General features: G+C 66.9%; 10 protein-coding genes. 6 read left to right on the top strand and 4 right to left on the bottom strand.

Features of this window, described 5'->3' with window-relative positions:
- Nucleotides 1–34: 34 nt before the first annotated feature.
- Both G9E11_RS16970 and G9E11_RS16965 read right to left on the bottom strand, forming a co-directional pair.
- Nucleotides 35–1390, bottom strand: a complete 1356-nt coding sequence (locus G9E11_RS16970) for an APC family permease (RefSeq protein WP_190607836.1) — start codon at nucleotides 1388–1390, stop codon at nucleotides 35–37.
- A gap of 4 nt (nucleotides 1391–1394) precedes the next feature.
- A complete protein-coding gene (locus G9E11_RS16965) occupies nucleotides 1395–2273 on the bottom strand; it encodes a carbon-nitrogen hydrolase family protein (protein WP_190607833.1) in 879 nt (292 codons plus the stop codon).
- 96 nt (nucleotides 2274–2369) lie between these two features.
- Between G9E11_RS16965 and G9E11_RS16960 the strand changes: the two genes are divergently transcribed.
- Together G9E11_RS16960 and G9E11_RS16955 are read left to right on the top strand one after the other, a co-directional pair.
- Nucleotides 2370–3167 (top strand): FadR/GntR family transcriptional regulator, encoded by a 798-nt coding sequence (locus G9E11_RS16960; protein ID WP_190607831.1) that lies wholly within the window; start codon nucleotides 2370–2372, stop codon nucleotides 3165–3167.
- A 164-nt stretch (nucleotides 3168–3331) separates the two neighbouring features.
- Complete coding sequence (locus G9E11_RS16955; protein WP_190607829.1) at nucleotides 3332–3805, top strand: DUF4383 domain-containing protein; 474 nt, start codon at nucleotides 3332–3334, stop codon at nucleotides 3803–3805.
- 112 nt (nucleotides 3806–3917) lie between these two features.
- Here G9E11_RS16955 and G9E11_RS16950 read toward each other — a convergent pair whose 3' ends face one another.
- Complete coding sequence (locus G9E11_RS16950) at nucleotides 3918–4238, bottom strand: GYD domain-containing protein (protein WP_190607827.1); 321 nt, start codon at nucleotides 4236–4238, stop codon at nucleotides 3918–3920.
- A 369-nt stretch (nucleotides 4239–4607) separates the two neighbouring features.
- On the opposite strand from G9E11_RS16950, the gene G9E11_RS16945 reads away from it, so the two are divergent.
- A complete protein-coding gene (locus tag G9E11_RS16945; RefSeq protein ID WP_190607825.1) occupies nucleotides 4608–5855 on the top strand; it encodes a S8 family serine peptidase in 1248 nt (415 codons plus the stop codon).
- 124 nt (nucleotides 5856–5979) lie between these two features.
- Complete coding sequence (locus G9E11_RS16940) at nucleotides 5980–7062, top strand: hypothetical protein (protein WP_190607823.1); 1083 nt, start codon at nucleotides 5980–5982, stop codon at nucleotides 7060–7062.
- Nucleotides 7063–7119: 57 nt separating this feature from the next.
- On the opposite strand, the gene G9E11_RS16935 is transcribed toward G9E11_RS16940, so the two are convergent.
- Nucleotides 7120–7806 (bottom strand): GntR family transcriptional regulator, encoded by a 687-nt coding sequence (locus G9E11_RS16935; protein ID WP_190607821.1) that lies wholly within the window; start codon nucleotides 7804–7806, stop codon nucleotides 7120–7122.
- Nucleotides 7807–7953: 147 nt separating this feature from the next.
- On the opposite strand from G9E11_RS16935, the gene G9E11_RS16930 reads away from it, so the two are divergent.
- A complete protein-coding gene (locus G9E11_RS16930; protein ID WP_190607819.1) occupies nucleotides 7954–9708 on the top strand; it encodes an L-lactate permease in 1755 nt (584 codons plus the stop codon).
- The gene (locus tag G9E11_RS16925; RefSeq protein WP_190607817.1) at nucleotides 9708–12575 is read left to right on the top strand and encodes an FAD-binding and (Fe-S)-binding domain-containing protein; all 2868 of its coding nucleotides are present in this window, start codon (nucleotides 9708–9710) and stop codon (nucleotides 12573–12575) included. Before G9E11_RS16930 ends, G9E11_RS16925 begins: the two co-directional genes overlap by 1 nt.
- Nucleotides 12576–12628: the final 53 nt, after the last annotated feature.

Genomic DNA, 12628 nt, shown 5'->3' with positions numbered 1-12628 from the left:
GAGCATCCAGTACAGAACCCGAAGCACCTCCGCCCTAGGCGGCGGCCTCCACGGTGGCCTTCTCCGTCGTCGTCATTTCCGGCGGTGCAGCCCGGAAGCCCCGGGTGATCAGCGCCAGGACCACGATGCCGAGCGCCAGCCACGACAGTCCCAGCGTAATGGCGTTGCTGTCCAGCTGGGAGAGCAGGTAGGCGCAAACGATGGCGCCCACCGCCGGAACCGCCACGTAGGAGACGGCATTTAGCTGCTCCCCCGCACGGCGCCGGCGCACATAGTGGAAAACCACGGACACGTTCACCAGGGTGAAGGCGGTGAAGGCACCGAAGTTGATGAACGACGTCGACGTCGCCACGTCCAGGAAGATCGCGATCAGCCCGACGATGCCGGTGATCACCAGGTTCACCACCGGCGTGTGGTACTTCGCGCTGAGCCGGCCGAAGATGGCCTTCGGCAGGACCGAGTCGCGGCCCATGGCGTAGATCAGGCGGGAGGCGCTGGCCTGCGCGGCGAGCCCGGAGGCGAACTGCGCCACCACCAACCCGGCGAGGAACACCGCTCCGAACACCTGCCCGCCGATCTGCAGCGCGATGGCGCTGGCCGCGGACGCGGAGTCCTCGAACACGCCGCCCGGGTGCACCAGCTGCGTGATGTAGGAGACGGCCACGAAGATGCCGCCGCCGATCAGCGCGATGAGCATGATGGCGCGCGGCACGTTCCGGCGCGGGTCCACGGTTTCCTCGGTGAGGGTGGTGACGGCGTCGAACCCCAGGAACGAGTATGCCGCGATGGCCGCGCCGGCGGAGATGGTGGCGAAGCTGGAGGTTCCGTTGAAGAACGGCTCCGTGCTGGCCAGGCCGCCGGGGCCGGAGGCGGACACCACGTTGCCGATGGCCAGCACCACGAAGAACACGATCACCAGCAGCTGGAACGCCATCAGCACGTAGTTGGCCTTGTCCGCCACCTTGATGCCCAGGATGTTCAGGACCGTGGTGATGAGGATGAACCCGACAATCCACAGCCACATGGGGACTCCCGGGAACTGCGCGCTCAGGTAGGAGGCGCCGATCAGCCAGATCACCATGGGCAGGAACAGGTAGTCCAGCAGGATGGCCCAGCCCACCAGGAAGCCCACGCGGGGATCGATGGACCGGCGCACGTACGTGTACGCGGAGCCGGCCACCGGGTAGGCCACCGCCATCCGGCCGTAGCTGTGGGCCGTGAACAGCATGGCCACCATCGCCACGAGGTACGCCGACGGCGCCGCCCCGCCCGTGGTCTCGGCGATCAGGCCGAAGATGGCCAGGACAATCAGCGGGGTCAGGTACGCCAGGCCGAACAGCACCAGCGACGGCAGCTTCAGCGTGCGGGTCAGGGTTGTTGTCACGTGCATTTCCTTAAGCATTGAAGGACGGAGGTGTCCAGGTCAGCGGATTGATCCGGCCCTGGTAAACGGGCAGTTCGACGGCGGCCTCGCCGTCCCGGAACTGGGACCAGGGCCGGTTGAGGTTCTCCGTCCCGTGGGTGCGGACGTGCCCGACGGCGGCCAGGTCCAGGTCCGCTGCCAGCAGCACCGGTGCCTCGTCCCCGGCTTCGGTGATGGTGTTGCCCTCGGGGTCGACGATGATGCTTTTTCCCTGGCCGGTGGGGCCGGCGCAGTTGACGCTAACCACGAACACCTGGTTCACGATGGCGTTTGCCTTGGCCAGCACCAGCTCCTGCCGCCGGTCCGGGGTGGTGGTCTTGACGACGTTGAGGATCACCTCGGCCCCCATCCACGCGAGCTGGCGGGAGACCTCCGGATACCAGGCGTCGTAGCAGATGTTCAGGCCCACCCTGCCGATCCCGGCCAGATCCACGGTGGTGAACCGGTCGCCGGGATCGTAGGGCTCGAACGGGCGCCACGGGAAGATCTTCCGGTAGTAGCCGGCCAGCTCCCCTTGCGGCGAAAGGACCAGCTGTGTGTTGAACAGCTGGCCTTCCGGGCCGCGCTCGCAGACGCTGCCCGGAACCAGCCAGATGCCTAGGTCCGCGGCGAGCTCTTTGAGCTCTTTGATTCTCGGCCCGTCGAGCGGTTCGGCGGACTCCTGCAGCGCTTCGGTGCGCTGCCGGTCCGGGGTGCCGTCGCCGAACAGGTGGAGTTCCGGGAAGACCACGACCGTGCTGTCCGGCTTGGTCCTGAGGGCAGCCGCGACCTCGTCCGCGAAGGCCGAGACGGGTTCACCGATGAGCCGTGGCCGGGCCTGGGCTGCGACGAGGGGAAGGATGCGTGGCATGAGATTGTCTCCGGGTTGGGGTGTGATCCGGATAATATTAGATCAGAATGATCCAATATTGGGAAGGGGCAGTCGATGGGCCGTAAAGTAGCCGATATGACCCGTCAGTTGGAGGACAGTGCCTCCCCCATCGGTTCCGGCAGCGCCTCGCCTCCGGGAGCCGCGCGCACTGATGCTTCCCGCATCGGCGCCGGGGCGCTTGCCGGCATCGACCGCCGGAGCGCCATCGACGCCGTGCGGCTGCGCATCGGCATGGCCATTTCCCTGGGGCTGCTGAAACCCGGCGAGCGCCTGCCGGATCAGGAGGACGTAGCGCTGGGCCTGTCGGTCAGCCCCATCACCGCCCGCCGCGCCCTCGCAAGCCTCGCGGACCAGGGCGTGGTGGTGCGCCGCCGCGGACGGGCCGGCGGAACCTTTGTGGCGGACGAGCCGCCCCGCGAGGTGCTCGCCGAACTGACGGCTTCACCGGCCGAGTCGCAGGCCGTGAACCGGCTGGTGGACCGGCGGCTGCTCTTTGAATGCGCGGTGACCCACTACGCGGCCGTCAACGCAACGGGCGAACAGCTCGACGAGCTGGAACAGCTCACACGGGAGATGGCCGAGTCCAGCGACTGGTCCGCCTACCACCAGGCGGACGAGCAGTTCCACCAGTTGGTGGGCACAGCGTCCTGCCTGGGGACCGCCGTCGGGGTTTATCACGAGACGCTGGCCGAGCTCTACGCCTACTTCATCCCCTACCCCATCGAACTGTTGCACAAGTCCAACGGCGACCACGTGGCGCTGGTGGCGGCGCTGCGCGCCGGAGACGGGGACACCGCCGTCGAGATCTCCCGGAAGCACGTGGACATCCTGCACCGGAGCATGTTCATGGGCTTGGCGGAGGACACCGCGTAACGGTCCTCGCCGGGCCCTACCCGGAATGCTCGGGCAAGCGCTTATCCCCTGCACGAACGCGGTTTTCAGGAGTAGGCTTTGGGCGTCGGCAGGAATCCTGCGACTCCTGCCGCGCGGCCGGTTCTCCATCTGAAGAGCCGGAAACCCGCGTGAAAGGGAGACTAATGACTACCGCTTCACACCCCGCACACCACCACGCGATGGGGTTGTCCCTTCACAACACCGCCATGGGTCTTGGTGCGGTTTTCCTGCTGGTCGGCGTCCTCGGGTTTATCCCCGGAATAACCACCAACTACGGCGCCATGACCTTTGCCGGACATGACTCCGGCGCCATGCTGCTGGGCGTGTTCCAAGTGTCCATTCTGCACAACATCGTCCATCTGCTGTTCGGCGCCGCCGGCATTGCTATGGCCCGGACAGACCGGATGGCGCGCTTGTTCCTGCTTGGCGGCGGCATTGTGTACATAGTTCTGTGGCTCTACGGCCTGGTCATCGACATGAACACGGGAGCCAACTTTGTCCCGTTCAACACTGCCGACAACTGGCTGCACCTGATCCTCGGCCTCGCCATGGTCGGTCTGGGCCTCTGGCTCGGCAGGGATGCGATGGACCGGACGAGGGGAAGCGCCACCCCATAGCGCGACCCACCGTACACGGAAAAACCAAGGACGGCGGCCGTCCCCCGGGCGGGAAATCTGCTCCGGGGACGGCCTCCGTCATGACTCCAGCAAATTGCGGGCGGGTCGGGCCCTACTGGCCGGGAGCCCGGTACGACGGCGTCTTCTTGGACGCTTCATCAAGCTCTTCCGGCGTCAGGAGTGGCTTCAGGCGCACGTTCACGTTGCCCGACGCATTGATCATCAGCGATAGGGCTGCGGCGCCGGCAGGGTCCGGGACGTCGAAGACACCCAGGACGTCGGTGTCCCCGAAGGCGTAGTAGAAACTCTCGAGCGATCCGTCCACGGACTTGAGCGCCTCCTCCAGCGCGGCACGCCGCTTGGTGCCGCCTTCGCGCATGAGCCCCTTGATTCCGTCGCCCACGTAATTGGCTTCAAACAAGTACTTGGTCATGGTCTTTCCTGTTCATTGCTATCCAGGACGCGGGCACCCGAGGCGTGCCTGACACCCATGGCGGAGGGTCCTGGAGCGGTCCCCCAAATGGGGCTGTGCGCACAGCGTAGGCCCTCCTCCCTGCACTGACAACGGCCCGCGCAAACCCGGGGAAGGAGTGTTGCCTGACCCTCACGGATGGCCGAGCCAGCGGTAGCCGAAAAGGCAAAGACGGGCTGCGGCTTTGGCGGCTGGAGCAGCAGCACCGCAGATGGTGGATGCACTGCCTGGCCTGTACCTGTAATGGCAGCGCGAGCGGACACTTGAGGCCCCTCGTCCTCATTGCGGACAGGTCTACCCAGCCGGTGCAGGCTGGCGCAAAATAACCCCATGAAAAAAATGATGATCGCCAGCATTACAGCGGCAGTTATGGGGCTCGGCGCCATCAGCGTGGCATCCACGGGCTACGCCGCGGCCCCCGAGCCGTCGCAATTCACGGGGCAAATCATCGTAAAGTTCCGCGACAACGGCGCGGCGGCCGGCCTGCTGCGCCAGCAGGGCCTCAGCGAGGGATCCGACGTCGGAAGCACGGGCGCTCACCTGATCAAGGTTCCTGCGGGCAAAGAATCCCAGCTCATTGAAGCCTTTAACCGGAACTTGGCGGTCGAGTACGCCGAGGCGGACGAGCTTGTTACTGCCACGACAGCCGACACGTATTTTCCGCGCCAGTACGCCCTGCAGAACACCGGCCAGTCGTTTACCAACACCGCCGGCACCATCTCTGTGCCCGCCGGCGAACCCGACGCCGACGTGGACGCGGTCGAAGCGTGGAAGGTCACCACCGGCAACGGCATCAAGGTAGCTGTCCTCGACTCGGGGGTCGCAACCGACAACACGGACATCAACCCGAAGGTCGTCCTGCGCGCCAACTTCAGCGGTGCCACAAGCAATGAAGACATTTATGGCCACGGGACCCACGTGGCGGGCATTGTCGCCGCCACCCACAACACCTCCGGTGTGGCCGGCGTGTGCCCGGGATGCACAATCCTGGCCGGCAAGGTCCTCAACGACAGCGGGGTTGGATCCAGCTCCGGCCTTGCGAACGGAATCAACTGGGCCGTCAGCAATGGCGCGAAGGTGATCAACATGAGCATCGGCGTGCGGGCATCACGGACCCTCGAGACCGCCGTCAACAACGCCTGGAGCAAGGGCGTGGTGCTTGTTGCCGCAGCAGGCAACGGCGGTAATCAGACCAGGATCTACCCGGGCGCATATCCCAACGTCATCGCCGTCGCCGCCACTGACAACAGGGACGCCAAAGCAGACTTCTCAACCTACGGGGCCAGCTGGGTGGACATCGCGGCACCCGGGGTCAACGTCTACTCGACGTTCCCGAACCACAAGTTTGTGATCGGGACACAGAACAACCGCTCCTTCGGTTACGACGTGGGCAACGGGACCTCGATGTCCTCACCCATCGTCGCCGCAACTGCCGCCCTCGCCTGGAGCTCACACCCGGGCGCCACGAATGCCTCAGTCCGCGCAAACGTGGAATCCAGCGCCGAAGATGTTGCTGGCACGGGCACCTACTGGGCGCATGGCCGGGTGGACACATTAGAGGCCGTCACCGCCCCGTAGCGCTCTCCGCCCCGGCGGGGCAGTTGTCCTGGGACGCTCTTCCCTGTGAGTCCCCGGGCGCGGCAGTACCATCCCCTCACCTGACGGCTTCCTGTCAGCTGAGGCTCCGTGGAGGTGGGCACCGGTGCTCGAGACTGCGCGCAACACCCGAACCGACAGCCGCCGCGACCTCGTCACCGAACTTCTCGGCCTGTGGCTGCTGCTGGCCGTCTTTCTGGATGGCTGGGCGCACATTAATCTGCCCAGCCTCGAGACGTTCTTCACGCCCTGGCACGCGGCCCTGTACTCGGGCATGCTGGCGACGGCGGCGTGGACCGCCGTCGTGATCTGGCGGAACCGGACGCCCGGGCAGCCTCTGCTGCAGGCCGCACCGCCCGGCTACCGCGGGACCGCGGTGGGCGTGGTCCTCTTCGGCCTTGCCGGCGGCCTGGACCTGCTGTGGCACGAGCTGCTGGGCATCGAGGTCTCGCTGGATGCCCTGGTCAGCCCCACCCACCTGCTGCTCGGCTTCAGCCTCTTCCTCATCCTGGGCACCGCCGTGCGGAGCGCCCGGGCGGACGGCCACAGCGCAGCAAGCCACCCCGGGGACCTGACGTGGACCCCGGCGGCGATGTTCGCCGTCGTCCTCATGACCGGGCTGGGAGCGTTCTTCCTCGTCTACGCTTCCATCTTCGTCCGGCCGGGGCCAACGGCCGTGTTCACCCCGCTGCCGGTGGGCACGCCCGGCCGCATCCAGGCGGAGATGCCGGTGATCATTACCCTGATGAGCTACCTGCTGACCACCGCGCTGATCATCGCGCCCTTCCTCTTCACGCTCTCCGCCAGCCGGCGCCCCGCCCGCGGAATCGTCACCCTGCTGGTGGCGGCCTGGCTGCCCGTGGTGATGATCGGCCTGCGCCCGTACTCGATCGCCGGAGCAGCCGGAGCCACGGTGGCCGCCGTCGTCGCTGACCTGCTGCTGACCCGTGTGCCGGACCTGTGGCTAGGCCGGCGCCTGCCGGCGGTCACGGCCGGAATCGCGGCGCTGCTGTGGACGGGCCAGCTCGTGGCGTTCGTGGTGACGGACGCGATCCGCTGGCCGGTCTCGCTCTGGCTGGGGGCGGTGGTGCTCAGCGCCGCGGTAGCCGCGGGCCTCGCCCTGCTCAGTTCGTGGGGACAAGGACGGCGGGCCGCTGACGCCACCGGTCCCGCCGTCGAAAGATCCTGACGGCGAGACATCCTGATGGCGAGACATCCGGCGGCGAGCGCCGCCCAGTCCGTCAGCTCAGTCCGTGAGTTTGGATGTCAGGTCCGCTTCGGGACCCGCTTCCCCGCCCATGGCTGCGACCAGCCGTTCCCTCGCCCGCCCCAGGTGTTCATCCAGGAGCTGCGCCGCGTCATCGCCCCTCCCGGCCTCAATCAGTTCGAGGAGCCTCTGGTGCTCGGCTTGGATGAGGTTTGTGTCCAGCAGGTGCAGCGACTGGACCCGGGACATGCAGAGGCGCACCTCCCCCACCAGCGACAGGTACATCTTGCTGATGCGCTCGTTGCCCAGGGCGTCCACCAGGCTCGTGTGGAACCGCATATCCGGCTCCACCACATCAAGGGGCGCGCCGGTCTTCAGGGCGGCGATGTCATTGTTGGCCCGCACCGCTTCCTCGGGCACGGCCTTGCCCGACGCCAGCCGCCGGAGCACCTCGCTCTCGAGATAGGCGCGCGCCTGGTAGATGTCGCGGACCGATTCCGGGCCAAGGTCGGCCACGCGGGCGGTCTTGTGGACGCCCCTGACCAGCAAACCCTCGGCCACTAGCTTCTCGATTGCTGCCTTGGCCGTGGGCCGGGCAACGTCATAGGAGGAAGCGACCTCGGTCTCGGTCAGCGCATGCAGCGCCGGGAGCTCACCCGAAAAGACCCGGGACCTGATGTCCGAGGCGATCGCTTCCACGATCGATACAGCTGAAACACGGCTCACGGCTCTCCGCTTCTACACGTCGCTCTACGGGTGGCTTCATCCATCTTGCCAGACAAGCAATGAAAGTAGTCTTGACCGACTTGTGTACTTGTTAGACAATCGAAGGGCGCCACGGAGTAGTGACGCCTCACACATTCTGGAGATCTCATGTTTCAGCAGATCCTCGACCCCCTTGGCGGGTCACTCTTGCTCTCGGCCCTTTGCGCCGCGCTTCCGCTCGTCCTGCTCTTTGTTCTTCTGGGCGTCTTCCGGGTCAAGGCACCCAAGGCGGCCATCGCCAGCCTGCTGGTGTCACTCCTTCTGGCGGTGATCGGCTGGCAGATGCCTCTCGGCCAGGCGTTGAGCGCCACTGCCGCCGGAATTTTCTACGGACTCTTCCCGATCCTCTGGATCCTGGCCAACGCCCTGTGGATCTACAAACTGACCGTCGCCACCCCGTGGTTTGAGGCCCTGGGCCGCACCATCCGCTCTATCTCCGACGACCTGCGGATCCTCTCGATCCTGATTGCGTTCTGCTTTGGCGCCCTGCTGGAATCCCTGGCGGGCTTCGGCGCTCCGGTGGCAATTTCCGCGGCCATGCTGATGGCCGCCGGCATGAAACCGCTGAAATCCGCGGTCGTGTCACTGCTGGCCAACACCGCGCCGGTCGCCTTCGGCGCCATGGCCGCCCCCATCATTGCCCTCAACGGTGTCACCGGCCTGCCGCTGCACGACCTCTCCTCCATGGCCGGGCGGCAGACGCCCTTCATCGCACTGATCGTTCCGCTCCTCCTCGTGTTCATCGTGGACGGACGCCGCGGCGTGAAGCAGGCGTGGCCCGTGGCCTTGGTGGCCGGCACCGCCTTCGCCGTGTCCCAGTTCGTCACCTCCAACTACCTCGCCGTCGAGCTCACCGCTGTGGTGGCCGCCGTCGTCACGGTGGCCGCGGTCCTGGTGATGCTGCGCTTCTGGAAGCCGAAGGAAACCATCGGCATGGCGGGCGGCGTGCAGTCCGGTTCCGAGGAAGCAGTTCCAGCGAATGTTCGCCAAGGCGCCGTAGCCGCCCGGAAAAGCACGACGGCGTTCTCCCGCACTTCCGGTCCTGCCGTCGCCTCCGGTCCCGCCGCCGTCGGCAACGCGAGTGACGGCAGCACCGCGCCGACCGACAACACCCGGCCGGAACCGCGCCACATCTGGATGGCCATTGCCCCGTACTTGATCATCATCACGGTGTTCTCCATCGCCCAGATCCCGGCGGTCAAGTCCTGGCTGAACCAGGTGGGCACCGTGACGTTCCACTGGCCGGGCCTCGACATCACCGATTCTGCCGGCAAGCCTGTGGCGGCCACCAAGTTCAAGCTCGACCACCTCAAGGCCACCGGCACATTGCTGCTGCTCTCCGGCCTGATCACCATGGTCCTCTACCGGATCAAGGCCGGCCAGGGCTGGCGGATCTACCGAGAGACGCTCGTCCAGCTCCGCTGGACCATCGTCACCGTGACCTCCGTGCTGGCGCTGTCCTTCGTGATGAACCTGTCCGGCCAGACCACCACCCTGGGATTTGCGCTGGCATCCGCCGGCGGCTTCTTCGCGTTGCTTTCCCCGCTGATCGGCTGGATCGGCGTGGCGCTGACGGGTTCCGACACATCCTCCAACTCCCTGTTCGGCCAGATGCAGGCCACCGCGGCCCAGCAGACCGGCCTCTCCCCTGTCCTGATGGCGGCCTCCAACTCCTCCGCCGGCGTCATGGGCAAGATGCTCTCGCTGCAGAACCTCGCGGTGGCCTCCGCCGCCGTCGGACTGGACGGCTCCGAAGGGACCCTGTTCCGTAAACTGGTCGGATGGAGCGTTGGTCTGCTGGCCCTCATCACCGTCCTGATCCTCCTGCAGTCCACCCCCGTACTCGGCTGGATGGTTCCCTGATGACAACACTGCAACTTGCCGGACTCCGCGACGCCGTGGCCGATCCCGCCCGGGTGAAAACCCGGCCGATCGACCTCCACGCCAATGCCCATGACGCCTCCCATTTCCTGCTCATTCCGCAGGCCGTGGTGACGGCGGGGAACGCGAACGAGGTGGGCCGCCTGCTCCAAGCCAGCGCCGCCCAGGGCGTTCCGCTGACGTTCCGCTCCGGCGGCACCAGCCTCAGCGGGCAGGCCGTGTCCGACGGCGTCCTGGTGGACGTGCGCCGCAACTTCCGGGACGTTGAGGTGCTCGACGGCGGCGCCCGGGTCCGCGTCCAGCCCGGCGTCACGGTACGCGCGCTAAACGCCCGGCTGGCACCCTACGGACGGAAGTTCGGACCTGACCCTGCCAGTGAATCCGCCTGCACAGTGGGCGGTGTGGTGGCCAACAACTCGTCCGGCATGAACTGCGGCACAGTGGACAATGCCTACCGTACGCTCGAGTCCCTCACCGTGGTGCTGCCCTCAGGCACCGTGATCGATACGGGTGCGCCGGATGCGGACCAGAAACTCCGCACCCTGGAACCGGAGCTGCACGCGGGCCTGGCGGACCTGGCCAAGCGGGTGCGCGGCAACAAAGAGTCGGTCAGGAGGATCCGGCAGCAGTTCTCGATGAAGAACACCATGGGTTACGGCCTGAACTCCCTGCTGGACTACGACTCCCTCGCGGAGATGATGGCCCACCTGATTGTCGGCAGCGAGGGCACGCTGGGCTTCGTGGCCGAGGCGGTGTTCCGGACCATCCCGCGCCTGACCCACGCGTCCACCGGACTCCTGGTGTTCCCGGACCTGAAGGCAGCCAACGAAGCCCTGCCCGCGCTGGTGGAATCCGGGGCTGCCACGGTGGAGCTCATGGATGCCCTCTCACTCAAGGTGGGCCAGACGCTCAAGGGGACTCCCGCCGTCGTACAGGACCTTGCGGTCCGGGACCACGCGGCTTTGCTGGTGGAATACTCGGCCGAACAGGCCGAGGAGCTGGCTGCGCTGCAGCAACGCGGCGAGCGCACGCTCACTGGCCTGGGCTTGGCCGTCCCCGCGCAGTTCACCGGCGACGCCTCCGCCCGCGCCCAGCTGTGGCACCTGCGCAAGGGCCTCTACGCCTCGGTGGCCGGAGCCCGCCCGCAGGGAACCACCGCCCTGCTGGAGGACATCGTGGTTCCGGTCCCCGTGTTGGGCCGTACCTGCCGCGAACTGGTGGGGCTGTTCGACAAGTACAGCTACTCGAACAGCGTCATTTTCGGCCACGCGAAGGACGGCAACGTCCACTTCATGCTCACGGACGGCTTCACCACGCAGCAGGAGCTGGACCGCTACAGCTCGTTCACCGAGGACATGGTGGACCTGGTCCTGGGTGAAGGCGGCTCGCTCAAGGCCGAACATGGCACGGGCCGGGTCATGGCTCCGTATGTACGGCGGCAGTACGGCGATGAACTGTATGGGGTGATGCGCCGGATCAAGCAGCTGTTCGACCCTTCGGGAATGCTCAATCCCGGCGTGCTGATGGACGACGACCCGCAAGCGCACCTCCGGCATATCAAGACGGCGCCGCCGGTGGCCGAGGAAGTGGACCGCTGCGTCTCCTGCGGCTACTGCGAACCGGTGTGCCCCAGCAAGGACCTGACCCTGACACCGCGCCAGCGCATTGTCACGCTGCGGGCCATCGAGTCGGCACGGCTGGCGGGAGACTCCTCGCTAGTGAGGCAGCTCGAGAAGGACTACGACTACGAATCGGTGCAGACCTGCGCGGTGGACGGCATGTGCCAGACAGCGTGTCCGGTGGGGATCAACACCGGCCTGCTGGTGAAGCGCATCCGGCGTTCGGAGGCCGGCCCCGTGGAAAACGGTGTGTGGAACGCCGCGGCGAAGCACTGGGGCGGAGTCACGCTCGGGGCATCCCTGGCGCTAACGGTGGTGAACAAGCTTCCGGCGGCGGCGGTTGTTCCGCCCAACAAGGCAGCCCGCGCGGTCCTCGGGACCGACACCGTTCCGCTGTACTCGGCTGAGCTGCCGGGCGGCGGTTCCACGCGGAAGCGGCCGACGCCGGACGGCGCACCGGACGCTGTCTACTTCCCGGCGTGCGTGGGGACGATGTTCGGGCCGGCCGGGCCTGATTCCTCCGGCGGCGGTGCCGGTGCCGGCGGCGCTGATGGCGGCGCGGACGCGGGTCGCGGCGTCCAGTACGGCTTCGAACAGCTCTGCGAGCGCGCAGGGGTGACGCTCCTGGTGCCGGACGGCATCGACGGGCTGTGCTGCGGCACTCCCTGGTCCTCCAAGGGCATGGTCTCCGGTCAGGCCACCATGCGGGAGAAAACCTTGGCGGCACTGCGGCAGGCCACCGGCGACGGCGAACTCCCGATCATCTGCGACGCTTCCTCGTGCACGGAAGGCCTGCGTCAGGCGGTGGAAACCGACACTCCCCGGCCCGGGCAGCGTGAGCTGCGGATCGTGGATGCCGTGGACTTCGCCGCCGAGCACATCCTTCCCAAGCTCCCGGACCACGTGAAGCTCGATTCCCTGGCGTTACACCCGACGTGTTCCTCCACCCGCATGGACATCAACAGTTCGCTGAACGCCGTTGCCCAGGCTGTGGCCGAGCGGGTGGAGGTTCCGGACAACTGGGGCTGCTGCGCTTTCGCCGGGGACCGCGGCATGCTGCATCCCGAGCTCACGGCCTCCGCCACCGCGAAGCAAGGCAGGGAAGTCGCGGAGATGGGGGCATCTGCGCACGCCTCGTGCAACCGAACCTGCGAGCTGGGCATGACGCGGGCCACCGGCAAGGACTACAGGCACGTCCTGGAACTGCTGGAGGAGGTGACCCGGAGCTGACGTCCCGTGCGGGGACTGGTGCCGGCTCCGTGCGGCGCCGTCCGTCAGGGGCA

It is taken from the genome of Arthrobacter ipis (genome assembly GCF_014694315.1).
In the GTDB taxonomy this organism is placed as follows: Bacteria; Actinomycetota; Actinomycetes; order Actinomycetales; family Micrococcaceae; genus Arthrobacter; species Arthrobacter ipis.
This window is presented reverse-complemented; position numbering and strand designations above follow the sequence as displayed.

What these genes read in the sequence shown, in the direction of transcription:
- G9E11_RS16970 (WP_190607836.1), bottom strand. Translation starts at nt 1,390, where the DNA reads ATGCACGTGACAACAACCCTGACCCGCACGCTGAAGCTGCCGTCGCTG.
- G9E11_RS16965 (WP_190607833.1), bottom strand. Translation starts at nt 2,273, where the DNA reads ATGCCACGCATCCTTCCCCTCGTCGCAGCCCAGGCCCGGCCACGGCTC.
- G9E11_RS16960 (WP_190607831.1), top strand. Translation starts at nt 2,370, where the DNA reads ATGACCCGTCAGTTGGAGGACAGTGCCTCCCCCATCGGTTCCGGCAGC.
- G9E11_RS16955 (WP_190607829.1), top strand. Translation starts at nt 3,332, where the DNA reads ATGACTACCGCTTCACACCCCGCACACCACCACGCGATGGGGTTGTCC.
- G9E11_RS16950 (WP_190607827.1), bottom strand. Translation starts at nt 4,238, where the DNA reads ATGACCAAGTACTTGTTTGAAGCCAATTACGTGGGCGACGGAATCAAG.
- G9E11_RS16945 (WP_190607825.1), top strand. Translation starts at nt 4,608, where the DNA reads ATGAAAAAAATGATGATCGCCAGCATTACAGCGGCAGTTATGGGGCTC.
- G9E11_RS16930 (WP_190607819.1), top strand. Translation starts at nt 7,954, where the DNA reads ATGTTTCAGCAGATCCTCGACCCCCTTGGCGGGTCACTCTTGCTCTCG.
- G9E11_RS16925 (WP_190607817.1), top strand. Translation starts at nt 9,708, where the DNA reads ATGACAACACTGCAACTTGCCGGACTCCGCGACGCCGTGGCCGATCCC.